At 54.4% G+C, this 25,475-nt stretch carries 19 protein-coding genes; 7 read left to right on the plus strand and 12 right to left on the minus strand.

Features of this window, described 5'->3' with window-relative positions; genetic code table 11:
• From CX651_RS03750 to hemG, 3 genes are all read right to left on the minus strand, one after another.
• On the minus strand, positions 1-1,108 hold a 1,108-nt coding region (locus tag CX651_RS03750), incomplete at its 3' end, for an IS4 family transposase (RefSeq protein ID WP_101053644.1).
• A 135-nt stretch (positions 1,109-1,243) separates the two neighbouring features.
• On the minus strand, positions 1,244-1,768 hold the full coding sequence (locus CX651_RS03755; protein WP_101053646.1) for a cytochrome b/b6 domain-containing protein: 525 nt from the start codon (positions 1,766-1,768) through the stop codon (positions 1,244-1,246).
• Positions 1,769-1,780: 12 nt separating this feature from the next.
• Complete coding sequence (gene hemG / locus CX651_RS03760; RefSeq protein WP_039033119.1) at positions 1,781-2,323, minus strand: menaquinone-dependent protoporphyrinogen IX dehydrogenase; 543 nt, start codon at positions 2,321-2,323, stop codon at positions 1,781-1,783.
• Positions 2,324-2,632: 309 nt separating this feature from the next.
• On the opposite strand from hemG, the gene CX651_RS03765 reads away from it, so the two are divergent.
• Both CX651_RS03765 and CX651_RS03770 read left to right on the plus strand, forming a co-directional pair.
• Positions 2,633-3,835, plus strand: a complete 1,203-nt coding sequence (locus CX651_RS03765) for an MFS transporter (RefSeq protein WP_101053648.1) — start codon at positions 2,633-2,635, stop codon at positions 3,833-3,835.
• A 65-nt stretch (positions 3,836-3,900) separates the two neighbouring features.
• On the plus strand, positions 3,901-4,731 hold the full coding sequence (locus CX651_RS03770; RefSeq protein WP_025886905.1) for a TIGR03899 family protein: 831 nt from the start codon (positions 3,901-3,903) through the stop codon (positions 4,729-4,731).
• A 14-nt stretch (positions 4,732-4,745) separates the two neighbouring features.
• Here CX651_RS03770 and cysC read toward each other — a convergent pair whose 3' ends face one another.
• From cysC to cobA, 5 genes are read right to left on the minus strand one after another with little or no spacing between them, the layout of a single operon-like run.
• The gene (gene cysC, locus CX651_RS03775) at positions 4,746-5,384 is read right to left on the minus strand and encodes an adenylyl-sulfate kinase (protein WP_101053650.1); all 639 of its coding nucleotides are present in this window, start codon (positions 5,382-5,384) and stop codon (positions 4,746-4,748) included.
• Between the two features lie 9 nt (positions 5,385-5,393).
• A complete protein-coding gene (locus CX651_RS03780) occupies positions 5,394-7,130 on the minus strand; it encodes an SLC13 family permease (RefSeq protein WP_101053652.1) in 1,737 nt (578 codons plus the stop codon).
• 1 nt (position 7,131) lies between these two features.
• Complete coding sequence (cysN, locus tag CX651_RS03785; protein WP_101053654.1) at positions 7,132-8,547, minus strand: sulfate adenylyltransferase subunit CysN; 1,416 nt, start codon at positions 8,545-8,547, stop codon at positions 7,132-7,134.
• Positions 8,547-9,455 carry a sulfate adenylyltransferase subunit CysD gene (cysD, locus tag CX651_RS03790; protein WP_101053656.1) on the minus strand — a complete coding sequence of 303 codons (909 nt, stop codon included), beginning with the start codon at positions 9,453-9,455 and terminating at the stop codon, positions 8,547-8,549. Before cysD ends, cysN begins: the two co-directional genes overlap by 1 nt.
• A gap of 18 nt (positions 9,456-9,473) precedes the next feature.
• On the minus strand, positions 9,474-10,301 hold the full coding sequence (gene cobA / locus CX651_RS03795; RefSeq protein WP_101053658.1) for a uroporphyrinogen-III C-methyltransferase: 828 nt from the start codon (positions 10,299-10,301) through the stop codon (positions 9,474-9,476).
• Between the two features lie 384 nt (positions 10,302-10,685).
• On the opposite strand from cobA, the gene CX651_RS03800 reads away from it, so the two are divergent.
• Both CX651_RS03800 and CX651_RS03805 read left to right on the plus strand, forming a co-directional pair.
• Positions 10,686-11,597 (plus strand): phospholipase A, encoded by a 912-nt coding sequence (locus CX651_RS03800; RefSeq protein ID WP_101053660.1) that lies wholly within the window; start codon positions 10,686-10,688, stop codon positions 11,595-11,597.
• A 71-nt stretch (positions 11,598-11,668) separates the two neighbouring features.
• Positions 11,669-13,147, plus strand: a complete 1,479-nt coding sequence (locus CX651_RS03805; protein WP_101053662.1) for a S41 family peptidase — start codon at positions 11,669-11,671, stop codon at positions 13,145-13,147.
• A gap of 538 nt (positions 13,148-13,685) precedes the next feature.
• Here the strand turns inward: CX651_RS03805 and CX651_RS03810 are convergent.
• From CX651_RS03810 to CX651_RS03820, 3 genes are read right to left on the minus strand one after another with little or no spacing between them, the layout of a single operon-like run.
• Positions 13,686-14,447, minus strand: coding sequence for a phosphoadenylyl-sulfate reductase (locus CX651_RS03810; protein ID WP_101053664.1), 762 nt, complete (start codon positions 14,445-14,447; stop codon positions 13,686-13,688).
• The gene (gene cysI / locus CX651_RS03815) at positions 14,440-16,146 is read right to left on the minus strand and encodes an assimilatory sulfite reductase (NADPH) hemoprotein subunit (protein ID WP_101053666.1); all 1,707 of its coding nucleotides are present in this window, start codon (positions 16,144-16,146) and stop codon (positions 14,440-14,442) included. Before cysI ends, CX651_RS03810 begins: the two co-directional genes overlap by 8 nt.
• Positions 16,147-16,178: 32 nt before the next feature.
• Complete coding sequence (locus tag CX651_RS03820; protein WP_101053668.1) at positions 16,179-17,993, minus strand: assimilatory sulfite reductase (NADPH) flavoprotein subunit; 1,815 nt, start codon at positions 17,991-17,993, stop codon at positions 16,179-16,181.
• A gap of 435 nt (positions 17,994-18,428) precedes the next feature.
• On the opposite strand from CX651_RS03820, the gene pntA reads away from it, so the two are divergent.
• The 3 genes from pntA to CX651_RS03835 all read left to right on the plus strand — a co-directional run bounded on the left by pntA (position 18,429) and on the right by CX651_RS03835 (position 22,642).
• Positions 18,429-19,955, plus strand: coding sequence for a Re/Si-specific NAD(P)(+) transhydrogenase subunit alpha (gene pntA, locus CX651_RS03825; RefSeq protein WP_101053670.1), 1,527 nt, complete (start codon positions 18,429-18,431; stop codon positions 19,953-19,955).
• Between the two features lie 11 nt (positions 19,956-19,966).
• Positions 19,967-21,451 carry a Re/Si-specific NAD(P)(+) transhydrogenase subunit beta gene (pntB, locus tag CX651_RS03830; RefSeq protein ID WP_101053672.1) on the plus strand — a complete coding sequence of 495 codons (1,485 nt, stop codon included), beginning with the start codon at positions 19,967-19,969 and terminating at the stop codon, positions 21,449-21,451.
• Between the two features lie 483 nt (positions 21,452-21,934).
• Complete coding sequence (locus tag CX651_RS03835) at positions 21,935-22,642, plus strand: hypothetical protein (protein ID WP_101053674.1); 708 nt, start codon at positions 21,935-21,937, stop codon at positions 22,640-22,642.
• A 493-nt stretch (positions 22,643-23,135) separates the two neighbouring features.
• On the opposite strand, the gene mrcB is transcribed toward CX651_RS03835, so the two are convergent.
• Positions 23,136-25,463 (minus strand): penicillin-binding protein 1B, encoded by a 2,328-nt coding sequence (gene mrcB / locus CX651_RS03840; protein WP_101053676.1) that lies wholly within the window; start codon positions 25,461-25,463, stop codon positions 23,136-23,138.
• Between the last annotated feature and the right edge of the window lie 12 nt (positions 25,464-25,475).

A 25,475-nucleotide genomic window follows, 5' to 3' on the forward strand; every position in this document is an offset into this window, starting at 1 on the left:
GACCATGCTCTACTGCCGCTTGGCTCGCTTCTCGTCTCACCAAGTTATAACCAAGCAGCAGCCCCCATAACTCTTGATAGACAAGTTCGACTGTCTTACTCCTCAGCACTAACGCATTGTGTTGCATCGAACTTTTTATGTCTCGATACCCTAATTCAATTTCCCATCGCTCGTGGTAAAGCGCCGCGACTGCTCCCGCATCGTACTGCTCTCTGGGAAGAGACGTAAATACGGTTTTTGGCTTACCTTGTACCTGATAAGTCACGGCTCTCACTTGCCATGTTTCAGGTAGGTTAGGATTTTTCTTGCGTGCTTGTGGAGAGACTTTCATTTCGACTCGCATGTCGTCACTCTCTTCATCGTCCAGCAGGGTGTATTTCACCCCTTTCTTCGCCGGTAACAACCAATGTCTGTTAGCACCACTATTTTGGAGAGAAAGAAGTAAGCCTGCTCCATAAAAACCCTTATCCAATAAGGTCACGGAATTATCCGGTAAGGAGTCAATAAAGGGCATAGCAAGAGGAATTTCGCCTCGACGATAAGGGCTTATAGCGGCATCGACAATGACATGAGAGCGAACATTCATCATGGTCACCACCCTTAATACTGGATGAGGCGTCTGTCTGTCGCTGGATGTATTACCTGACCCAAAATGGTCTCTTAGTTCCGGTGTGTCAGCGGTTCGAAAAAGCGCGCCATCCACAGCAAAGACTTGCAAACCTTGCCATGTATCCTCAGGGTAACGCTCTAACCCCCACCTATGGCTGCATTGCCTAAACAACCATTCTGGGGCTGCTTTGCCAAGGCGTTGCCTTGCTTGCGTTAAAGCACTTTTTGCTAACAGCTCCTCATTAGCCAACCCCTCGGCACAGACATTCATTCGCCGTGCGACTTCGGCAATCGGTTCGTTGCGGAAAAACGCCATTCCAACAATAAGCCAAAGAACCATATCACTCGGTAAGCGACGTCGACGAATCGTCGCTTTATCGGAAAGTGTTACCGCTTTAGCAATCCACTCGTCAGGAATATGCTCGGAGAAGGTGGTTAGCTGAGCGACATCAACAGGACTCTCTTCAAGAAAGTCGGCAAAGCAGTTTTGAATAGACATAAAAAATCGGAAACCTACAAACAGGTTTCCGATTGTCTCTCATCAGAAGGATCGGTCAACCGATCCTTATCTGATCTACATTGCGCTTAAAAGCGGCATTTTTATTATAAGAACTCTTTTACTTTCAGCGTTCTACTACTGACGAAAGAAGTCCAGCAGATGGCTGAGGGCACAGATGGCGTGCACTATCAGAAAACCGATAAAACCGTGGGCCAGATGCTTATGCCAACCACGCCAGAGCAACGCATCACTGGAGCCTTGGGTCAAATACCAGAGTAAGCCTGTCAGAGCCACCCCAAGCAGCAGCAACATCCCCAGCCCTTCTATCAGGCTGAACAGCCCCTTGCCGCCAGCAACAGGTAACTTGCCTTTGAACAAGCCGCCGATATCAGCACCTATCTGACGCCAATCGCCGATAAACAGACTAAAGTACTGACGCCAGCGGCCGGAGGTGCAGTTACTCACAAGAAACGTCAGCGACAGCGGCACACACAGGAGCCCAAGATAGACATGGCTCAGATCCCAGAAACCGGCACCGGCCCTGATGCTGCGGATCATCATCAAACTGCTGCTACCCAGCACCAGAAACAAACACAAGAGAATTAACAACAAGTGTTGATGGGCACTATAGAAGCGCCAAAGACGTTGCAACAGAGCCATTTCAGCCTCGCTTTAACCCGCCCTGGAGATCAGAGCCTGCGCCGCCAATTGCTCGGCAAATTCCTGCACCTTGTCCCAATTAGTGTATTCAATACAGGTATTGGGATCGGTCGGTCCCTTGGTGATCCACATGATGAAACGTATGATATTTCTGTCCATGGCTCCATAGCCCTGATAGTCAAGGTTGCCGCCAAATACGGCCAACTGCTTGGGCTTCCATTCAGTCTTGGCAAGAAACGCCTGCATGTAAGGGTTGGTTTCAGGAGTATTTTTTTCCGGCTTGCGCGCCACCAGACTCACAGAAAAGAAGCCATTGGCCTTGCTTTCCAGTTGCTGCTGATGTTGACGGATATAGTCGAACACGGCAGGATTGTGCTTGCCGTGACGAATACTGGCTCCAATGGCGACCCGATCAAAATCGGCCAGATCCGGCGCATCATCTATCGCCGCCATGGTCACTTGCTGCCCCAAAGCGCCAAGTTGCTTTGCCATAACGTCACAGATCTTGCGGGTCTGACCATGCACGCTGGAATACAGCAGAAGAGTCTTGCTCACCTTAACCCCTAGTAGTTCAATCTCTTAGTACTGATGCCATCTTAGGTGATCCATTAGCTCATTTACATGAAACAGATCACGGGCAAAGGGCGAAACGCTATCCAAGCCGCGGAAATACCGAGTAGTTCACAAAAAATAACCGCTGTGGGAACCTAAGGATCACCGCCACCCAAGAAGCCGTTATGGCAGTGGAACCTTGGCGCTACAGCAGCTTTACAGCCGGATAATATTTTTCAACAAAGTTTTCTGGTTATCTCCAGGTTCTGGTATTAGCATAAGCTGATACTCTGCAGCCATTTTCGAAACAAGATGCAGCAACCAACCCGCAATCCCGAGGCCTTGCTACTGTGGATGACCTTTGTCATGTCCTTGGTATTTGCCGTCTGGCAGGCCCTGCTGAACAACTTTGTTATTGAAAGAGCACTATTCACCGGCGCCGAAATAGGCATGCTGCAAAGCCTCAGGGAGGTTCCCGGGTTTCTGGCTTTTAGCGCCATTTTTGTGCTGCTGTTGATTAAAGAACAGGCCTTCGCCCTGTTGTCACTGGCGCTGCTGTGCATCGGGGTGGGCATTACCGGTTTCTTTCCCCAGGTATTGGGGCTCTATCTGACGACCATTTTAATGTCGGTCGGCTTTCACTACTTTGAAACCATCAATCAATCGCTGACCCTGCAGTGGGTCGACAAGTCCCAGACAGCAGGTTTCATGGGAAAGGCCATGTCATGGCGCGCCGCGGCCGCCTTGGGCGGCTACGGCAGCATCTGGTTGGTGATGACAGTCTTCAAGCTGGACTATGTCTGGATGTACAGCCTTATAGGGGCCTTGGGGCTTTTGATGGTAATCACTCTCTACTGCTATTTCCCCAAGTTCAATACCGGCGAAGTCCAGCACAAGAAAATCATCCTCAGAAAACGCTACTGGCTCTATTACCTGTTGACCTTTTTCTCGGGAGCCAGAAGGCAAATCTTCATGGTGTTCGCCGGCTTTATGATGGTGGAGAAGTTCGGTTACAGCGTCAGTGAGATCACGGCTCTGTTTCTGATCAACTATGTAGTCAACCTGCTGTTTGCCCCGGCCATAGGTCGCTTTATCGGCCGCATAGGAGAAAGGCACGCCCTGACCCTGGAATATATAGGCCTGGTGCTGCTGTTTATCAGTTATGCCCTGGTGGAGGACGGCCACATGGCAGCGGCGCTCTATGTGATAGATCACCTGCTGTTTGCCATGGCGATTGCCATCAAGACCTATTTCCAAAAAATTGCCGATCCCAAAGACATTGCCGCCACCATGTCGGTCAGCTTTACCATCAATCATATCGCGGCCGTGGTGATCCCGGTATTGCTCGGAGTGCTCTGGCTCAGTTCACCTGCGGCAGTGTTTTATATCGGTGCCGGACTCGCCGCCTGTTCGCTGTTGCTGGCACGCCTGGTGCCCAAGGCCCCGGCCCCCGGACGAGAACTCAGTTGGCACAAGGCCCTCGTTGCAGAAACCCAACAGCAGGAAGCCGGCTGAACTGCTGGACAACTAACTGAAAATTATGCATAAAGAAGCATAGTTTTCGCGAGAAGATAATCAGAATGGCAGAGGAAAAACTCCCCAGAGAAATAGAAGAGCCAGGTCAGGCATCGGCCCGCAAGAAGGCACTGCGCCTCGGGCGCCTGCTGGGACTCGCCTCTGAACAGGACTATAAACCTGCCAACGCCAGCGTTGCCGAACGGGCGGCCTTTCGCATCGACAAACAACAAGCCCAGTACCAACGCAACCTGGAAAACATCTACGCCATGGCACTGAGCTATACCCCGTCCGATGTGACCGGGGTGGAGCTGGATCCCGACTGGGTACATCAGTTCTTCCAAATGGCCGAGCAGATCCACAATCGCAAGATGCAGGATCTGTGGGCTCGGATACTCTCAAGTGAAATCATCAATCCAGGTAATTTCAGCCTGCGTACCCTGGCAACCCTGAAACAGTTGACCTTGAGAGAGGCACACATACTGGAAAAAGCGCTGGGGATGGCGGTCAAGGTCAACAATGAGAGCCGACTCAAGCTTATCAGTGGTTACAGAGTCAGCGGCGGCATAGGCCAGTATTTTCGTAAACACAGCGCGGTCAACCTGGGGTTGTCGCAATTCGGCATGCCCTACTCAAGCATACTCACCCTGGTGGATGGCGGCATACTGCACAGGGGCGAGTTCGAAACCGGCATATTGGACAGCAAGAGCCCGCTGCAACTGCAGATCCAGCAGCAACACCTTAAGCTAACCCCAAAATCAGGCCACCTGCTGTTCAGCTACTACCGCTTTACCCCAGTGGGCGATGAACTGGCACTCTTGGTGCGTCCAAGGGAAGACGAAGCCTATATCAATGCGCTGAAGGCCTTGTTTACCAAAGACTTCAGCATTAGCTAGGCATCTACTAAGCCTCAGACGCTGGCCTGTAATCGCGTCGACGGGATCACTTCCAAGGCTGAGAGGTAATCCAGCAATGCCTGCACCTGGGTATTGAGATCGCCCTTGCTGGTATCTATGGTCAACTCGGCAGCCAGCGGCTCTTCGTAGGGCGCCGAAATCCCGGTAAAGTCACGGATCTCCCCCTTACGCGCCTTCTGATACAAGCCCTTGGGATCGCGGGCCTCACACACAGCCAGCGGCGTGGAAACATGCACTTCGATAAAACGTCCCGCGGCAAACCGGCAGCGAATGGCATCGCGCTCGGCCCGGGTCGGCGAGATAAAGGCCGACAGTACCAGCAAACCGGCATCCACCATCAGGTGCGCAACTTCGCCCACTCTTCGCAGGTTTTCATCCCTATCGGCGGCGCTGAAACCAAGATCTTTGCAAAGACCATGACGCACATTGTCGCCATCGAGCAGATAGGTGTGAAACCCCGCCTCGAACAGTGCCCGCTCCAGGGCACCTGCCAAGGTCGACTTGCCAGCGCCGGACAACCCGGTGAACCAAAGCAGCACAGGTTGTTGGCCCTTCTGGGCTGCCCTTGCCGCCTGATCGACAGCATGCTGATGCCAAACGATATCGGCATTGGGCTGGGTAGAATTCTTCATCGTCACTCCTTAAAGACCCGCATCAAAGGGGAACAGCATGGGCACCAGAAACAAAACTATCGCCGAGTAAAGCAACGACAGCGGCAGCCCCAAGCGCACAAAATCAATAAAGCGGTAATTACCGGCGTTGAACACCATCAGATTGGTTTGGTAGCCATAGGGCGAAATAAAGCTGGCGCTGGCACCAAACACCACTGCCAGAATAAAGGGCCGACTGTCGACTCCGAAGCTGGTCGCAATCGCATAGGCCACGGGAAAAGCCAGGGCCGCCGCCGCGTTGTTGGTGATGAGTTCGGTCAACAGCAAGGTCAGCAAATAAACCCCGACAAAGGCGCCAAAGACCCCAAAGCCGGAAAAGGCGCCGAGCAGAGTATCGGCCATCCCTTTGGCCAAGCCGGTATCCAACATCAGCTTGGCCAGACTTAGGGCGCTGCCGACAATCAACACCAGCTCCAGCGGGAACCGCCGTTTGAGCTCGCCCAGGGTCACGGCACCTATCGCCAGATAACTGAGCAACAAGAGCACCAGCCCCTTGGCCAGCGGCAGCCAGCCCAGCAGACTGGCAGCTATGGTGAGCACAAAGCCCGCCAGCACCCACTGACTGCGGCGACTGTCCAGCCTGACACTCAGGTCCAGGCCGCTGACGGCGGCAAAGTCGGTACTGAGACGCGGATTACGACCAAAGCCATCGCCCGGGGTCAACAGCAACACATCTCCGGCCTGCAGCACTATGTCGCCCAAGCCGCCCTTGAGTGGATGATGGCCGCGGCGAATCGCCATTACGGCGGCATCAAACTGCTCCCGAAATCGCGAGGCCTTGAGTGAAGAGCCCACCAAAGCCGAAGACGGCGCCAGTACGGCTTCCACCAAATTCTGGCCCCTGGCCTGCTGCTTGCCGAACCACTCCAAACCATCGAATTGATGCAGCAACTCCACCGACTCCACCGCGCCGCTGAAGCGCAGCACATCCCCCGCGGCCAGCACGAGTTGCGGCGGCACAGGGCAGATGCGAATGCCGCTGCGCTCGAGCTCCGCCAGATAGAGCTTTTTCAGGGCTCTGAGTCTGTTGTCCTGCACGCTGCGGCCCACCAGGGTTGAGCCGGGCAGCACTTTGGCTTCCAACAGATAGGGCAGACTTTCATCACCATGTTGCTCATCGCCATCGGGCAACAGGTGTGACAGCAACACCAAAAGCGCGATACCGGCCACCACCACGGCCAGGCCAATCAAGGAAAACTCAAAAAAGCCCAGGGGTTTCAGCCCGGCGTTTTCAACAAAGGAGTTCACTATCAGGTTGGTCGAGGTGCCAATCAGGGTCAGAGTGCCGCCCAAAATCGCCGCGTAGGATAAGGGCAGCAATAACTTGGCCGGTGCGTGCTGCTGATTGCGACGCACCACGCCAATCAGCGAGGCCACCACTGCAGTATTGTTGGTGAAAGACGACAGCAACGCAGTGGAAAACCCCAGCTTGGCCATGGTCAGCCCCAAGGGGCCTGAGCCTATGACCTGGCTGAGCCTGCCGAGCAGGGGCGTCTTCTCCAGCGCCGTGGTTGCCAGCACCAGGAGCACCAGAGTCACCAGACTGGCGTTGGTAAAACTGCCCAGCAGCGACTCAAGCTCCAGCATACCCAAGAGGTAACTGAGCAGCGCCGCTATGGTAAACAGCATGGCCGGTGATGCCAGACCACTGACGACTCCGGCCACCAGCGCGAGCAGTATTAACCCCAGGATCCAGGTTTCAGACAATTCAGTCTCCCTGAGCGCGGATATCCAGCGCCTGCCAATGGGGGAAATGCTTTCGGATCAAGGCATTGAGTTCCAATTCAAACTCACTGAAATGGGTCGTTTTTTCAGTTTCCCCAAGCGCCTGCTGCACCATACCGGCACCGACAGTGACATTGCTGATGCGATCGATAAAGATAAAACCGCCGGTATCGCGATTGTCACTATAGGCATCGAACACCACGGCCTCACTCAACTCCAGTTCAACCAGGGCTATGGTGTTGAGACTCAGCTCGGCAACACTGTCCTGTGCCAGGGTATTCACATCTATGCTGTGCTGTATACGACTGACACTGGCGGGCACCTTCTTGGTTCCCAGCTTGATGTTGTACTGCTTGCCGGGTGTCAGCGGCTGCTCGTGCATCCACACCACCTTGGCCAGCAGCCGATTGGAAACGCCCACTGGGCTCGCCGCCGGCACAATCACATCGCCGCGGCTGATATCTATCTCATCACTCAGGGTCAGGGTCAGTGCCTGGCCGGCATAGCCCTGCTGCCGCTCACCATCGAAGGTGACAATCGAGGCGATAGTCGACTCTTTCCCCGAGGGCAGCACCTTGACCCTCTGGCCAACTTGCAGACTGCCGGAGGCCAAGGTACCGGCAAAACCGCGGAAATCCAGGTTGGGACGGCTGACATACTGCACTGGGAAGCGGGCATCGAAGGCGTGGTTAAAGCCGGTCACAGGCGCACTCTCCAGCATGGCAAGCAGGGTTTCGCCCTGATACCAAGGGGTGCGCGCCGAGCGGTTCACCAGGTTGTCGCCATCGAGTGCCGACAGTGGTACAAAGCGGATATCGTCCATCTGCAACTGGCCGGCAAACGCCAGATAGTCGGCCTTGATCGCCTCGAAACGCTCCTCACTGAAATCCAGCAGATCCATCTTATTGACGGCCACGATGAACTGCTTGATCCCCAAGAGAGAGCAGATAAAGCTGTGTCTGCGGGTCTGGGTCTGCACCCCGTAGCGACCGTCGATCAGAATAATCGCCAGATCGCAGTTGGAAGCGCCGGTCGCCATATTGCGGGTGTACTGCTCATGCCCGGGAGTGTCGGCAATGATGAACTTGCGTTTCTCGGTAGAGAAGTAACGATAGGCCACATCTATGGTGATCCCCTGCTCGCGCTCGGCCTGCAGGCCATCCACCAGCAAAGCCAGATCCACAGCTTCGCCCGTGGTGCCATGGCTCTTGGAATCCTTGTGCAGTGCCGCCAGTTGATCTTCATAGATCTGGGCGCTGTCGTGCAGCAAACGGCCTATCAGGGTCGACTTGCCGTCATCCACGGAACCACAGGTCAGAAACTTCAAAAGCGATTTATGCTGCTGATTTTTAAGATATTGCTCTATACCCAGCTCATTGACTTGTTGTGCAACCGACATTAGAAATACCCCTCACGCTTTTTCTTTTCCATCGACCCGGACGAATCCCTGTCGATGACCCGTCCCTGACGCTCACTGGAGCGGGACAGCAACATCTCTTCGATAATCTCTGCCAGCGTCGCGGCACTGGACTCTATGGCGCCGGTCAGGGGATAACACCCCAGAGTGCGAAAACGCACCCGGCGATACTCGGGCACTTCGCCCTCATTGAGCGGCATCCGCTCGTCATCAACCATGATCAGGCTGCCATCGCGCTCCACCACCGGGCGCTGCTCGGCAAAATAGAGCGGCACTATGTCGATGTTTTCCTGATAGATGTATTGCCAGATATCCAACTCAGTCCAGTTGGAAAGCGGGAAGACCCTGATGCTCTCCCCCTTGTTGACCTGGCCGTTATAGGTGTGCCACAGCTCGGGGCGCTGGTTCTTGGGATCCCAGCGGTGATGGCGATCGCGAAAGGAATAGACACGCTCCTTGGCGCGGGACTTCTCCTCGTCGCGGCGGGCGCCGCCAAAGGCGGCATCGAAACCGTATTTATCCAGGGCCTGTTTCAGGCCTTCGGTCTTCATCACGTCTGTGTGCTTGGCCGAGCCGAAGCTAAAGGGATTCATGCCCATCGCCAGGCCTTGCGGGTTCTTGTGCACCAGAAGCTCGAAGCCATACTGCTTGGCCGCCTGATCACGAAAACGTATCATCTCGCGAAACTTCCAGTCAGTATCCACATGCAGCAGGGGGAATGGGATCTTGCCCGGATAGAAGGCCTTGCGCGCCAGATGCAACAGCACGGAAGAATCCTTGCCGATGGAGTACAACATCACCGGGTTGTCGAATTCGGCGGCAACTTCGCGAAAGATCTGGATGCTCTCGGCTTCCAACTGTTCAAGGTGACTCAACACTGGCCCTGACATCTTATTTCTCCAATTGATTCAAAGTGCTGTAGCAGCATCATGTTCATGTTGTAGCTGCAGGTCATTATTCGCCGCCTCGGGTTCAAACCAGCTGAGGCTGTCTGCCAGAGCGACGACTTCGCCTATGATCATCAGCGCCGGCATCACTACCCGCGGGTCCTGAGCCAGGGTTTGCAACTGCTCCAGAGTGCCGATAACACGCTGCTGCTGTCTGGTCGTGGCCTTGGATACTATGGCCACCGGCGTCTGCGGGCTACGACCATGGGTAATCAGTTGTTGCTGGATAAGCCCGGCATTGAGGATCCCCATGTACACCACCAAGGTGTTGGCCGGGTTGGCGTAGCCTTGCCAATCCATGGGGCGGTTTTGCAGCTGGCAATGACCGGTAATAAAGCTGACCCCCTGGGCAAAATCCCTGTGGGTCAAGGGAATACCCGCATAGGCTGCGGTACCGCTGGCGGCCGTGATGCCCGGCACCACTTCGAAGGCGACACCGGCCTGTGCCAGAGTCTGCAACTCCTCGCCGCCGCGACCGAAGATAAAGGGATCGCCCCCTTTGAGCCTGACCACGGTTTGGCGGGTAAAAGCCTTGGTCAGCAACAAACGGTTGATTTCTCTCTGGGAAGCACTGTGCTCACCGGCCCGTTTGCCCACGGCGATGCGCTCGGCACTTTCGGGGATCAGCGCCAGGATCTCGGGACTTACCAAGGCATCGAACAGCACCACATCGGCGCGCTGCAGCAGGTGCCAGGCCTTGACGGTCAATAGCTCAGGATCGCCGGGACCGGCTCCAAGCAGATAAACTTTGCCCTTGGCCCGCTTGCCGGGCAGTGTCAGTAATTCCATGCGCTATTCCCCATCTTGCTGATGTAAGCAATATAGCGGCTAGTTATATTCCACTATAAATAGAGAATCATTAGTTGTTATTACTTTTGGATATATAAGAGGGTGCGGCGATAGTTGGAAGGATCTCTGAGGCATAAAAATCGGTTAACAAAAAATATTAGTTTTTATTTTCAGTAAATTACAAAATCAAAGCCAAACTAGGTTGATGAAATTTCCTATTGTCTACTGCCGCTTTTGGCACTAACTTATGGCAAAAAATTATAGTTTTGTCTCGGTGACAACGGCTTGGAATGGGAATGTGCAGGCTAAAGCCAGGATGTTACACTCTCAGGCCGAAGCAACAGCCGGGCACTCCATCAAGCCTCAGAGACAACAGGGAAGAATATGTATACCAAAATCCGTTCCAGCCTCAGCGGCCTGACCTTGGCCCTAGCGATACTGCCGACCGGCCAACTCTCTGCCGCCGAAGACAATGCCCCTTCGCTGGTCGACCAGAGGGTAAAAGAGGAACTGGAAACCTCAGAGCGACCCTTTGTGATCACTCCGCACAAGGTCAACTATATACTGCCGGTCACCTATAACCCCTCGCCCAACATGGCCCCTTTTGAATCGAAAACGACTTCAGAAAATGAAACTTTGGATAAATATGAAGCCAAATTCCAAATAAGCTTCAAATTCCCGCTGATGTACAACGTGTTTGGCGACAATGGTCATCTGTTTTTCGCCTATACCAACCAATCCTGGTGGCAGGTGTACAACAAGGATATCTCCTCGCCGTTTCGGGAAACCAACCACGAGCCCGAACTCTTTATGCTGTTCAACAACGACTGGAAAATAGCCGGTTTCACCAACTCCTTCTGGGGCTTTGGCGCGGTGCATCAGTCCAATGGCAAGTCGGGCGATCTGTCCCGCAGTTGGAACCGTATTTATGGCACCATGGTGTTCGACAAAGGGCCGATGGCAATATCAGCCAAGGTGTGGTGGCGGATCCCGGAAAGTGAAAAAGAGTATGAAGGCGATCCCCGCGGCGACGATAACCCGGATATCAGCGATTACCTCGGCCACTTCGAGCTGACCGGCGTCTACGGCATAGACGACCACAGATTCAGCCTGATGTTGCGTAACAATCTGCAGAGTCCCAACCGCGGCGCGGTGGAGTTTACCTGGAGTTATCCCATACTCGGCAACCTGCGCCTGTATGCCCAGTACTTCAATGGCTATGGTGAAAGCCTTATCGACTATAACGCCCATAACCAGCGTATAGGCATAGGGGTTGCCATCAACGATATTCTTTGAGCCGCCAAAGGCGAACTCGATAACAGCCTCTGAGCCGCTAAACAGTCCAGAGGCTGACATCCGGGAGTAATATGAAACCGGGATACCGTGAAATAGTGAGTTGCTTTGTCCTGCTGCTGTTGATCTCCATTCTGCAGTTGGGACGATTTCTGCTGCCTGAGCCTGCGAAAAAAGAGCTGTTGAGCCAAAGGCAGATGCAGGCCGATCTGACTGTGCTACTCGAGCAACTGCAGCAGCACTCGGCCTTTATGGTACTGGATCCGGACATTGAATCCCGGCTCGAGAAACGGCTGCAACGACTGAAACAGGAATACCGAGACAGCATTGCCATCAACCGTTTTACCGCCGAAGTCAATAAGCTGCTGGGAGAGTTGAAAGACCCGGGCATTCGACTCAGCCAAGCGGCGCAGCCTTCCGGGGTCTTGCCCCTCAGACTGAGAGCCATGGAAGACAAATGGCTGGCGCTCAATGACAAAGACGAGCCCCTTCACAATGATACACCTTTTATCAGCCATATCGATGGCCTGCCCATCAGCCATTGGCAGAAGATTGCCAATCACTTTTTGCCGCCGGAGCAGCGAAATAGCGTACCTATGCAGATGCCTTGGCTGCAACAGCTGGATCTGCTAAGGCGGGAGATGGGGCTTAGAGTAAAAGATGAGGTGCTGCTGACGCTCTATGGGGCTGACCTCCAGCCGCAAAACATAGAGGTGAAAGTACCGCAGCAGTTTCTCAGTGCCCCTCTATCTATTCTGGCCAGTTGGCAGCAACTGGCGCCTGAGATTGCACTGTTTACCTTGACGGATCTCAATGCGATAGAGACTGACCCTCAGCTGCAACAAGATTTGCTGCGCGCGATGAGTCATCACATCCTGGTGCTGGATCTGCGCCATGCCCACGGCTTCAGCGACAGCCTGTTGCAGTTTCTCGGCAACTATCAGGATGGACTCAGCAGCCAACCACTGGGCTATGGCCGCTACCGCCGTTCACCACAGCTACGGCGCGACTTTCTGCGGCCGCTGCACTTTGAGCCGCTCACTCAATTCGCACCATTTCCGCCGGTACAGGCCGCACTGGACAATCAGCCACAGCCCAACCTGAGTCACTGGTATGCCCGCCCGATCCCCAAACTGGTTGCAGCGACCGTCCCTGACTCGGGACGCCTGGTACTGCTTATCGGCCCGGACTGCCGCCAGGAGTGTGAATGGATTGCCTATGCAGCCAAACGTTGGCGCAGAGCGCTGTTGGTGGGCGAACCGACCCGCGGCGATCTGGGGCGTTTACATCATTTTACCCTGCCGGCCAGTGGCCTTAAACTGAGTATCAGCGCTTCGCTTGGCTATGATGGCTATGGCCAATTGCTTTCAGGAATCGGCACAGAACCGGATCTGCAGCTCCCCACAGATGCCCCCTTGCAATGGCAGGGATTGCTGTCTCTCATCTCCCCGGAGCAGTGTCTGCGAAAGCCTACGGATGCTCAATCAGAACTAGCATTACCCAATACTCAATTAAGCTCGGCTACGCCCAGTTCAGCTGCTCGGCAGCACTGAACTGACGTATTGTTACCATTAGTTGACTCATTCAAAAAGTTGCTCGGCGAAAAACTGGGGGAGTGGAGACACAGATGAAGTTGAAGTTTGGAACAAACAATTCCCGGATAGCCCCATGAAAGGGTGATCGGGCTATCCGGGACACGGAGAGTGCTTTGAAGCTGCGCCAGCAAGCCAATCAAAGCTCGGGGTCACTCGCGACCGACTGCTGAAAAAACGGGGCAACCGATGCCATAAGGGCGAGCCGTCTTGATGTGTATTGCCGACTGCACTGCCTGCCGCTAAGCCGATGTTCCATAAAAACACCCGATACAGAATGGCATATCACACTTCCCCTGCGGGAACTTTGGATTATAAACCAGAAAACCACCCTGTGCATAACTCTGTGAACAAATATGTACTAAAGTATGAGTCCAGATTATCTAAAGGCACTAACAATCGACATTGCCAAAACTAACGCCCCAAGATGACCACAAGATGACAAGCCGGGCAACTTGTCCACAGGCAGAAAAAAGCCGCTGATGACAGCGGCCACAAATCAGATCTCGTAGTGCAATCCGCACTCACGTTTTAACCCGTTGAAACGTGTCTCTTCCTCTGTCATCCCCAGCTCCAGGGGTTTGCTCGAATGGGTATCCCCCACAGAGACATAACCCTGCTCCCAGAGGGGGTGATAGGGCAAGTCATAGCGCTTGAGATACTCATGCACCTGTTTATTGCTCCACTCGATAATCGGCAGCATCTTATAGCGCTTGCCGTGGATAGCCAAAATCGGCAACGCCTCCCGGGTCGATGCCTGGGAGCGGCGCAACCCGGCAAACCAGGTGCCAACATCCAGCTCAGCCAGTGCCCGCTGCATCGGCTCTACCTTGTTGATGCGGTTGTATTGCTCCAGCCCCTCAAGCCCCTGCTGCCAAAGCTTGCCGAATCTGGCCTCCTGCCAAGCGGCGCTCGTCTCGGCCCGATAGACCTTAAGATTGAGTCCGAGCCGCTCTGTCAGTTGATCGATAAATCGATAGGTCTCGGGAAACAGGTAGCCGGTGTCGGTCAAAATCACTTGTGTACCTTGCTGCACCGAGTTCACCAGATGCAGCATCACCGCCGCCTGAATGCCAAAACTGGACGACAAGGCATGGCTCCCCGGCAGATAGGCCAAGGCCCATTGGATCCGCTCCTCGGCACTTAATCCGCCAAGATAGCCATTGATGGCAGCCAGGGCGCTTTGCTGCTCAGAGGCCGGCGCATCCAGCAAGGTCAGCAGCGCTTCGGCGCTGTGCAATAAACTTGTGGTATCAGCCATGAAAGTCCCTCGCCGCGTCCAATACAGGTTTCACTATCCCGGCGCGCACCGTGAAATCACCGAAGCTCTCGCCGGTTTCGCGCTCGGCGGCGTAGCGACCAAACAGGGTATCCAGCTCACTGAGGATTTCGGCTTCCTGAATATTCTCGCGGTACATCTTGTTCAATCGGGTGCCTTCGAAGCTGGCGCCCAGATACATGTTGTAGCGCCCAGGGGCCTTGCCCACAAAACCAATTTCGGCGGCAAAGGGGCGGGCACAGCCGTTGGGGCAGCCCGTCATGCGCACGACTATCGCCTGCTCGCCTATGGCGTGCTTGGCCTGCAACGCATCCACATGGTCGATAAACTCAGGGAAATAGCGCTCGGCTTCGGCCATGGCCAGGGCGCAGGTCGGCAGCGCCACACAGGCGATAGAATGGCCACGGGTTGCGGTGATCACCTGCCCCATCAGGCCATGCTTTCGTGCCAGCGCTTCGATTTCAGCCTTATCCTCATCCGCCACTTTGGCGATGATGATGTTCTGGTTGGAAGTCATCCGAAAATCGCCCTTATGTATCTTGGCGATTTCCCGAAGCCCGGTCTGCAACAATTTACCCTGGGTATCCTTCACCCGGCCACCTTCGATAAACAGGGTCAGATGCCAGTGGTTGTCTATGCCTTTAACCCAGCCGTATCTGTCACCGCGATCCCCTATGACCACCTCACGCTTGGGGGCGAACTTAACCCCGGCGCGCTTCTCAACCTCGGCCTTAAAGGTCTCAAAGCCGTGATCCACTATGGTGTATTTGAGACGCGAGCGTTTACGATTGCTGCGGTTACCCCAATCGCGCTGCACTGTCATCACGGCCTCGGCAAACTTAATGGTGTCTTCGGCCTTGATAAAACCAAAGTCATCGGCCAGCCGCGGGAAGGTTTCCACTTCGCCATGGGTCGAGCCCATACCGCCACCGGCCACCAGATTGAAGCCCACCAGCTCGCCCTCTTGCGCCACGGCAATAAAACCCAGGTCATTGGTGTAAACATCCACGTCGTTGTCCGGTGGCACAGCTACCGCCATCTTGAACTTACGCGGCAGGTAGGTCTTGCCGTACACAGGCTCGACCTTGGCTGGCTGCTCGTCTTCTGTGCTGAGCAGCTTCTCCTCGTCGAGCCAAATTTCGGCATAGGCACGGGTGTGCGGCAGCAGATGATCCGACAACTTCTTGGCCCAGAAATAAGCCTGCTGATGCAGCTTGGACTCTACCGGGTTGGGGTTACACATGACGTTGCGGTTCACATCACCACAGGCGGCAATCGAGTCCAGCGCTTCCCTGTCCAGCCCCTGAATAATGGTTTTCAGGTTGCGCTTGGGGATACCGTGATACTGGAATGTCTGCCGGGTCGTCAAACGTATGCTGTTGGAGCTGGTCAGCTCAGAGGCTATCTTGTCCACACCCAGCCACTGCTCTGGAGTACAGACACCACCCGGCACCCGGGCTCGCAGCATAAAGCTGTACAGCGGCTCGAGCTTTTGCTCCTTACGTTCGTTGCGCAGATCCCTGTCGTCCTGCTGATAGAAACCGTGAAACTTGATCAGCTGCTGATCGTCGTCGCTGAAGGCGCCTGTCACTTCCGTGCCCAGGCCCTCGCGTATGGTGCCGCGCAGATAGTCACTGTCGGTCTTGATATGCTCGTTGGCGGATAATTTCTGCTCACTCATGGCCTTATCTCTTTATTCCTAGGTTCTTCAGCTCAGTAGACATCTTTCTGGTAACGCTTGGCGCTGCGCAGTTGATCGAGAAACGCTTCAGCGGCCTCGTGCGTCAAACCGCCTTGCTCCATGGCCACTTCCAGCAGTGCCTGGTGCACATCTTTGGCCATTCGCTCGGCATCGCCGCACAGGTAGATATGAGCCCCGCGCTCAAGCCACTGCCACAGCTCTTTGGCCTGTTGTTTAATCTTGTGCTGAACATAGACTTTCTCCGCTTGATCCCGGGAGAAGGCCAGCGAGATCCGGCTCAGGGCGCCACTCTTGAGGTACTGTTGCCACTCGGTCTGATAGAGAAAATCCTGCTCGAAATGGGGATTACCGAAGAACAGCCAGCTGTCGCCGGCTACGCCCTCGGCCACTCTTTGCTGCATAAAGGCCCGAAATGGCGCGACACCGGTTCCCGGCCCTATCATGATCACTGGCGTCTGGGGGTCTTCGGGCAAGCGGAAGTGCTTGTTGGGTTCCACATACACCCGCACCTGGGCGCCCTCCTCGGCCCGAGCCAGGAAGTGAGAAGCGGCGCCGAAACGGCGTTGGCCATCACGCTCCTCTTCCACCAGCGCCACGGTAAGATGCACTTCAGACTCCACTTCACTCTGACTCGAGGCGATGGAGTATAGCCTTGGGGTAATGGGGCGCAGCTTGTCCAACAGAGCCTGGGCCGAATCCAGCTTGGCGCCATTGAGAGGGTAACGTTTCACCAGGTCCACCAGTTGGTGGCTGAGAATAAACCGCCGGGTCTGCTCCTTGTCTTGGCTAATAGTAAGCAGCTCGCCGCTCTCTACTGTTTCGGCCCAAAACTGCACCAGACCGGGATAGAGTTGAGTCAGCTCTTTGTGTTCAATCAGGGCATCACGCAACTCCAAAGACTCGGCGCCAAGCTGAACCCGGGTATCCGGCGCCAGCGCCAGCACTTCGAGAATTTCAGCCACCAGAGCCTCATCGTTATGGAAATAGACCCCCAGCGCATCACCCGCCTGATAGCTGATGGCCGACTCGCCCAAATCGATTTCCAGATGACGGATATCCTTGAGTGAATCCCGGCCCGTCAGTTTCTGGCTGACTATCACTTCGGCGCTGTAAGGGTTTTGCTTGTCATATTCCTGACCGGTATTGCTATTGATACCAAGATTGGCGGCATTGATAGACACTACATTGGTCGCAGCGCCATCGGCCACCTGCAGCAGAGGCTTAACCCGCTCAAGCAGCTCGGTTTGCCAGCTGTCGCTCTGTGATTGATAGTCCACATCACAGTCCACTCTCGGCAGTAAAGGCTTGGCCCCGAGGGCACTCAGGCGGGCATCGAAGTCTTTGCCTGTCTGGCAGAAAAACTCATAGGAGGAATCCCCCAGAGAGAGAACCGCATACTGAAGCTTATCCAGCTTGGGGGCGCGTTTGGAGCCGAGAAACTTGTGCAGCTCAATGGCATCATCGGGGGCTTCACCTTCACCATGGGTACTCACTACGGCCACCAGCAGGGTTTCCTGCTTGAGGTTACGGACATTGTATTCGCCCATAGATGCCAGATTGACCCCATAGCCCAGACTCTGGGCCTTGGCGGCCAACGCCTTGGCGACACCCCGGCCATTGCCCGTCTGGCTGCCATAGAGTATGGTCAGAGTTTGCCCGCTCTGGTTTTTGGGGGGAGCACCCTCCTGCCCCTGAGCGCTGGCGGCCAGATAACCACTGACCCATGCCAGCTGCAGCGGGCTGAGCTCGGCGGTGAGTTGTTTAAGCTTATCCACTTGTGGCGCTGAGAGTGGCGAAGCCAGTGAAGTGAGTTCTTTCAGTAACATTGAGACGGCCCAGTGACAGAGTAATGTCAGCAAGCTTAGCCCCACCATCGAAAAGCAAAAAAGAATAATATTTAATTTTTTATATCAATAAGGAATATGCATGGTATAAAAATTAAGCTACAAAAGTGTGGCCTGGCGCAAAGAATTTGCTCTGACCAGTGGAGAAACACACCACATGAAGAATATGAGCTTGTTTCCATTGAAAGACTTGCGACAATGCCAAAAGCACGCTAGGTGCCATGAAGGGAATATCTGTACCCCACACCCAGGATTTCATTCATGAGCGGGCTTGGTTCCTGAAATTATTTCAGGAAGTCCCCAATGGAAAGGGAAAGACCAGTCCCCCGAGTCCAGGTCAACAGACTTGCATTCTTTCACTCTGCCAGCGGAGTTTTGGCGGGGTGAATTTTGTTTATCAACCATCAGGGAATAGTCATGCAGATTGGAATACCGAGAGAGAGTCTCGCCGGTGAAACCCGGGTCGCTGCGACCCCGGCAACGGTAGAGCAACTTAAAAAACTCGGCTTTGAAGTGGCGGTGGAAGCAGGCGCGGGTGCGCTGTCCAGCTTCAGTGATGCCGCCTTCGAAGCCGCCGGTGCCAGTGTGGTACCGAATGTATGGCAGGCCGACTTGATCTTTAAGGTCAACGCGCCAACCGAAGATGAAATCAGCCAAATCAAAGATGGAGCCACCCTGGTAAGTTTTATCTGGCCGGCCCAGAATCCTGAATTGGTGGAAAAGCTGTCACAGCGCAACATCAACGTGATGGCAATGGACATGGTGCCGCGGATCTCCCGCGCCCAGTCACTCGACGCCCTCTCCTCCATGGCCAATATCGGCGGTTATCGCGCCGTAGTGGAAGCTGCCCACGAGTTTGGCCGCTTCTTTACCGGCCAAATCACTGCCGCGGGTAAAGTCCCACCTGCCAAGGTGCTGGTGATAGGTGCCGGGGTTGCCGGTCTTGCCGCCATCGGTGCCGCCGGTTCATTGGGCGCCATAGTGCGCGCCTTCGATACCCGTCTGGAAGTGGCCGAGCAGATCGAGTCCATGGGCGGTGAGTTCCTCAAGCTGGACTTCGGCGGTGAAGACGGCTCTTCCAGCGATGGCTATGCCAAAGTAATGTCTGATGAATTCATCAAGGCTGAAATGGCGCTGTTCGCCGAGCAAGCCAAGGAAGTGGATATCATCATCACCACCGCACTTATTCCAGGCAAACCTGCGCCCAAGCTCATCACCAAAGAGATGGTCGACTCCATGAAGCCGGGTTCAGTGATCGTTGACCTGGCGGCCGCTACCGGTGGCAACTGCGAATACACCCAAAGCGGTGAACTCTTTGTGACCGACAATGGCGTTAAAGTCATAGGTTACACAGATCTGCCAGGCCGTTTGCCGGCACAATCCTCCCAGCTTTACGGCACCAACCTGGTGAACCTGATGAAGCTGATGTGCAAGGAGAAAGACGGCAACGCCAACATAGACTTCGAAGACGTAGTGATGCGCAACATGACGGTCGTCAAGGCCGGTGAAGTCACCTTCCCGCCACCACAGATCTCTGTGACCGCGGCGCCCAAGAAACCGGCAGCCAAAGTTGAGCCGAAAAAAGCAGAAGAGAAAGCGCCATCCAAGCTCAAGTATATTTTGGGCGCTCTGGGTGTGGCCGCCTTCGGTGCCGTGGCCTCGGTGGCTCCGGCTGAGTTCCTGTCGCACTTTACTGTATTCGTGCTCGCCTGTGTGGTGGGTTACTACGTGGTTTGGAACGTGACTCATGCGCTGCATACGCCATTGATGTCTGTCACCAACGCTATTTCCGGCATTATTGTGGTAGGTGCACTGCTGCAGGTTGGCCAGGGCTCGGCCCTGATGACCGCACTGGCATTTATCGCCGTGCTGATTGCCAGTATCAACATCTTCGGCGGTTTTACCGTCACCCAGCGCATGCTGAAGATGTTCCGTAAGGATTAAGGGGGTATATCGTGTCTCAAGGACTGGTAACAGCAGCCTATATCATAGCAGCCCTGTTCTTCATCTTAAGCCTCGCCGGCTTATCGAAGCAGGAGTCTGCAAAAAATGGAAACCTGTTTGGGGTTATAGGGATGGCGATCGCTTTGATCGCTACCATACTGAATCCCGAAACCAATGGGGTTCACTGGATCATTCTCGCCATGGTGATAGGCGGTGCCATAGGTATTCGTCTGGCGCTCAAGGTTGAGATGACAGAAATGCCCGAACTGGTCGCCATTCTCCACAGCTTTGTGGGTATGGCCGCCGTATTGGTGGGTTTCAACTCTTTCCTCGGCCTGCATCCACAGGCGATGAATGAAGTGATAGTCACTGTCGGTAATGACCTCAATGCCACGCTGGAAGCCGCCAAGGTTGCCATTGAACAGGCCGCCGCCTCGGCAGCCCATGAGCCCATGACGGGTGCCATGCTCAACATCCACCTGGTGGAAGTCTTCCTGGGGATCTTCATCGGTGCCGTGACCTTCACCGGCTCTGTGGTGGCATTCGGCAAGCTCAGAGGCATTATCTCCTCCAAGCCGATGATGTTACCTCATCGCCACAAGCTCAACCTGCTGGCGGTTGTGGTATCCCTGCTGCTGATGATTTACTTCGTCAACGTAGGTGGCAGCATCTGGCCTCTGCTTATCATGACACTGATAGCCTTTGCCTTTGGCTGGCACCTGGTAGCCAGCATAGGCGGCGCCGACATGCCGGTTGTGGTATCCATGCTCAACTCCTACTCTGGCTGGGCGGCCGCAGCGGCGGGCTTTATGTTGTCCAACGACCTGCTGATCGTTACAGGTGCCCTGGTAGGTTCTTCCGGTGCCATTCTGTCTTACATCATGTGTAAGGCGATGAACCGTTCCTTTATCTCTGTGATTGCCGGCGGTTTCGGTACCGATGGCGCCGTTTCCAGCGGTGATGAAGAGATGGGCGAATACCGTGAAACCACGGCCGAGGATGTGGCCGAGCTGCTGAAAAACTCCAGCTCAGTGATCATCACCCCCGGATACGGCATGGCAGTAGCCCAGGCACAATATCCCGTGGCCGAGATCACCCAGAAACTGCGTAATCTGGGGGTTAAGGTGCGCTTCGGTATCCACCCGGTTGCCGGACGTCTGCCGGGCCATATGAACGTGCTGTTGGCCGAGGCCAAAGTGCCTTATGACATAGTGCTGGAGATGGATGAGATCAATGATGATTTCGAAGATACAGATACAGTGCTGGTAATAGGTGCCAACGACACGGTTAACCCGGCGGCCACTGAAGATCCTTCCAGCCCAATCGCCGGCATGCCGGTACTGGAAGTGTGGAAGGCCCGCAACGTCATCGGCTTCAAACGCTCGATGAATACAGGTTATGCCGGGGTGCAGAACCCGCTGTTCTTCAAAGACAACACCCAGATGTTGTTCGGCGATGCCAAGGCCAGCGTAGAAGCGATTTTGAAATCGCTCTAAATAGCCTGCTAAACCCATAGTCAAAGAGGGAGCCCGATGGCTCCCTCTTCTTTTGCCGGCTCTACAGGTTTGAGCACTCAGGCCGTTATCTACTGCCACCAAGCTGTCTGTCTTTAGGGAAGGTGCGAATAAGTCCTCGTGATACTGAGGGGAGATTCACAAGGATAAGCTCAGCGTTGAGAATGGCAATAAACGCAATCTGGCAATGTGGCATCACTATACCTAAACAACCACTATGCCCACCTGCACCTCTTTCTCTTTCTTGCCAAGCTCCTTCAGGCTTCGCTCAACGCCGTTTTCGGCGGCTTCCTGCGCCATAGGATCCAGGAAGTGCATACCTGCTGCTAAGACAGGTTATAATGGTCTCAAGCCCACCGAATCCCCGCCCGTTTGCTGTTTAATTTATAAACAACTCAATCATTGACCCTGCATGTAACGTCTGTTAGATCTACTCAGATTAGAAAAACGTAAAGGAGATGTGAAATGAGTATACGGATCTTACTTGCAATTCTGTTATTGGGGTGTTGGTCTCAAAACGCGATTGCGAAACCAGAAAGCGATGTGAAAAAAAAAATACAAGCTCACGCTCAGTACTTTGGTTTTCAAAGTCCAGAGGCTTATCTGCACTTTTCGGCTGAATTAAATCAGCTGATGTCCGGGAAGAAAACCCTAGGAGAACCTCTTTTAAAAACGACTACTTACATCAACTCTTTGGGGGCTGGAACTACTTATTCCACACTTTCTGTTGAGCAAAAGAGTGAACTCTTTGCTTTGATAAAAGCACGTAGGCTAAACATGGCTCAAAGTCTTGGTATTCCTGAGTCTTCAATGGATAGACTTATCACTCAATATGCAACCTACTCTAGGCTGAATGCAAAGTTGCATAACATTTCTTTGGATAAGGTATTTCAAACCACATCAGGTGAAGATGATGAAATTGAGCGGATAGAAGTCGAGGGACGTCTACTACAAAGTTGGGGAGGTTATGGCTCACTCATGATGTACGTAGGAATCACCGAGATGGCAATGCAATCGGGTATTTCTCAATACACTCCTTTCGTTGTTCGTTTTACCTCAAGAGAGTCTGAACAAACTTTTATGTATAACAATTATTCTGGTTCATGGAGTATCTCAAACGAAACTCCATGTATACAAGATAGTTGTCAAGGGTATCCTGTTCTAAATCCTTAACTAAAAGGATTGCAAAAAAGCCCCAGTAGAATTAATTACAGGGGCTTTTTTGTACTTAGAATTTCACCTGGAGGAACCAGTCAGAAGTTGTCTTAATTACTCTAGTGCGAGCCTTCGGCTCTCCCTCCGCTGCAATAACTTTACCTTGCACTTGGCACTGAGGGGAGATTCACAAGGACAAGCTCAGCGTTAAGAATGGCATTAAATGCAATCTAGCAAGGTGGCATCACTATGTCGAAACAGCCACTATGTCGAAACAGCCACTATGCCGAAATAGCCACTATGCCAAAACAACCACTATGCCAATTTTGCTCTGGGACTGACAAATCTTGGTGTCCATTCAGGCATGGAACAACCGGTTGTTGATCCATTTATCCCCCAAGGGTTGGTGTGGAAGAATCCCCGTTCAGGGCTCACGCACACTCAGTAGTCCCAGCTTGGCCTGCTCACCAAGCAGGGCCGCAAATATAGCTGCCCTACTTAGTTTCAGCCGTTAACCACCGAGGATCCGTTTCCACCAAGGCAAAGGTTCACCACAGTTGGGTGCCGGGTGATAACTGTCAGCCAGCGCAGGCACCGCCACCACATTACGGCAATCGGCTTGTTTCGCCGCACCTGTATCCCGGTCGAAATAGCCCTGCACCACGCCGTTGACCGGCGGCAATCTCAGCCCCAGCGGCGGCCGCTCGGCGAGGAAACGTTGATAAACCGTCATGGCACCACTGCTGCCATAGAACTGGGTCTTGCCGTTGTCATCACGGCCAACCCAAACGGCGGCAACGTTACGCTCGTCAAATCCGGCAAACCAGGAATCGCGGCGGTCGTTGCTGGTGCCCGTCTTGCCCGCCAGCATCACTCCGGGGAAGGCCGCCCCCAGGCGCGAAGCCGTACCGGACTCCACCACCTTGGTCATGGCGTACTGCACCAGATAGTTAGCCGCCGGCGTTATCGCCTCATGGCGTGGCATACTGGCCACAGGCAGAGGCTGGTTGTCGCTGTCCAGCACGGCAGTCACCGCATTGAGCTGACGATAACGGCCGCCGTCTGCCAGGGTCTGATATACCTGTGCCACCATCAAGGGGGAACCGTTTACGGCGCCGAGCAACATGGAAGGATAAGCCGGTACAGCCTCATTCCAACCAGCCTCCTTCAGCGTTGCGGCCACGGCATCGACGCCAACCATCATACCCAGATTTACGGTCGGCACATTCATCGACTTCTTGAACGCCGTCAACAGTGGTACCTGGCCGCGGAACTTGCGATCCACATTCTGGGGCGACCAGGTCTTGCCCTGCTCATTCTTGAGGGTAATAGCCTCATCTTTGAGTGGGCTGGCGAGATTAAACTTGTTGCCCTGAGCCAGCGCAGTGGCATAAACAAAGGGCTTGACCAGTGAACCTATGGGACGGCGAATTTCCACCGCCCGGTTGAACCCCTCGTAGCCCGGCACCTTGTCGCCCACCATGGCGGCGATCCCGGCGCTGTACTTGTCGGTCACCACCATGCCCACCTGCACCTCTTTATCTTTCTTGCCAAGCTCCTTCAGGGTTCGCTCAACGGCGTTTTCGGCGGCTTCCTGCGCCATGGGATCCAAGGTGGTATAGACCTTGACGCCGGACTGCTTCAGCAGCATTGCACCATAGCGGTTCTTGAGTTCCTGTTTGACCACGGCAAAGAAGGCCGGCAGTTTCTGATGCACAGGTTTGTCCGAGCGCCTTAATCCCAGCGGCGACTCTGCTGCCGCCTTGTATTGATCGACAGAAATTTTGCTGCCTTCCATCAAGAGCCTGAGCACCAGATCGCGCCGCTCCTGAGCCCTGTCAGGATAGCGCCAGGGGTTGTAGTAAGATGGCCCCTTGATGGCGGCGACCAGGAAGGCTTGCTGCGCCAGGGTCAGCTCTCCGACCGGGCGGCCAAAATAGAATTGCGACGCCAGCCCCATGCCATGCACGGCTCTGGATTTGTCCTGTCCCATGTAGACCTCATTGAGATAGGCCTCGAGGATTTCATCCTTGCTGTAACGAAAATCGATAATCAGCGCCATCAAGGCCTCTCTGGCCTTACGGATTAAGGAGCGCTCGCTGGAGAGGAAGAAGTTCTTCGCCAACTGCTGGGTCAGGGTCGAGCCGCCCTGTACCGTGCGACCGGCGCTGATATTGACCAGCAGGGCACGAGCGATGGCAAAGGGGTTCACTCCGTGGTGCTCATAGAAGCTGCGGTCTTCCACCAGAATAAGCGCTTCGACTATGTGCTCAGGGATCTGTTCGGTTGGTACAAATAGCCTGTCCTCACCATCGCCGGCGATGATCCTGTCCAGCAGTACAGGTTCAAGATGAAACACCGCCAGTTGTCGTTTGTCGCTCATGCGCGCCACCGAAGTAACGCCGTTGGAGTCAAAACTTATCATCACCCGCTGCTCTGCCTGGCTTCCCTCAGGATGCAGGAAGGGGCGGCGCCACAGCTCGATTCGGGTACTGGAGGCAGAAAACTCCCCCACCTGGCGCGGATTGGCCACCTTGCGATAGCCCAGCAGCTTAAGTTCGGCCATCAGTTGGGCGTGGCTCACCGCCGCCCCTGGATAGAGTGCCATGGAGCGACTGAACACCTGCGCCGGCAGGTGCCACTTCTGCCCTTCAAACTTGCGGGCGATGATCTGATCCAGGTAGATACAATAGATAGTCAACGCCGCTACCAGAATAAGGGTCAGCTTCCAGGTTATCGACCATAACCTGCGCCACAACCCGGGGCTTTGCTGCGCCGGCTTGCTCTTGCTGCTGGTTTTTCTGGTACTTTTTTTCGTGGTACTTTTCTTGGTGGTCATGCTTATCCCAAA

The sequence above is a fragment of the Shewanella chilikensis genome, assembly GCF_002836945.1.
Classification (GTDB): domain Bacteria; phylum Pseudomonadota; class Gammaproteobacteria; order Enterobacterales; family Shewanellaceae; genus Shewanella; species Shewanella chilikensis.

Coding starts and splice junctions, on each gene's coding strand:
- CX651_RS03755 (WP_101053646.1), bottom strand. CDS start 1,768: ATGGCTCTGTTGCAACGTCTTTGGCGCTTCTATAGTGCCCATCAACAC.
- CX651_RS03765 (WP_101053648.1), top strand. CDS start 2,633: ATGCAGCAACCAACCCGCAATCCCGAGGCCTTGCTACTGTGGATGACC.
- CX651_RS03770 (WP_025886905.1), top strand. CDS start 3,901: ATGGCAGAGGAAAAACTCCCCAGAGAAATAGAAGAGCCAGGTCAGGCA.
- cysC (WP_101053650.1), bottom strand. CDS start 5,384: ATGAAGAATTCTACCCAGCCCAATGCCGATATCGTTTGGCATCAGCAT.
- cysN (WP_101053654.1), bottom strand. CDS start 8,547: ATGTCGGTTGCACAACAAGTCAATGAGCTGGGTATAGAGCAATATCTT.
- cysD (WP_101053656.1), bottom strand. CDS start 9,455: ATGTCAGGGCCAGTGTTGAGTCACCTTGAACAGTTGGAAGCCGAGAGC.
- cobA (WP_101053658.1), bottom strand. CDS start 10,301: ATGGAATTACTGACACTGCCCGGCAAGCGGGCCAAGGGCAAAGTTTAT.
- CX651_RS03800 (WP_101053660.1), top strand. CDS start 10,686: ATGTATACCAAAATCCGTTCCAGCCTCAGCGGCCTGACCTTGGCCCTA.
- CX651_RS03805 (WP_101053662.1), top strand. CDS start 11,669: ATGAAACCGGGATACCGTGAAATAGTGAGTTGCTTTGTCCTGCTGCTG.
- CX651_RS03810 (WP_101053664.1), bottom strand. CDS start 14,447: ATGGCTGATACCACAAGTTTATTGCACAGCGCCGAAGCGCTGCTGACC.
- cysI (WP_101053666.1), bottom strand. CDS start 16,146: ATGAGTGAGCAGAAATTATCCGCCAACGAGCATATCAAGACCGACAGT.
- CX651_RS03820 (WP_101053668.1), bottom strand. CDS start 17,993: ATGTTACTGAAAGAACTCACTTCACTGGCTTCGCCACTCTCAGCGCCA.
- pntA (WP_101053670.1), top strand. CDS start 18,429: ATGCAGATTGGAATACCGAGAGAGAGTCTCGCCGGTGAAACCCGGGTC.
- CX651_RS03835 (WP_101053674.1), top strand. CDS start 21,935: ATGAGTATACGGATCTTACTTGCAATTCTGTTATTGGGGTGTTGGTCT.
- mrcB (WP_101053676.1), bottom strand. CDS start 25,463: ATGACCACCAAGAAAAGTACCACGAAAAAAAGTACCAGAAAAACCAGC.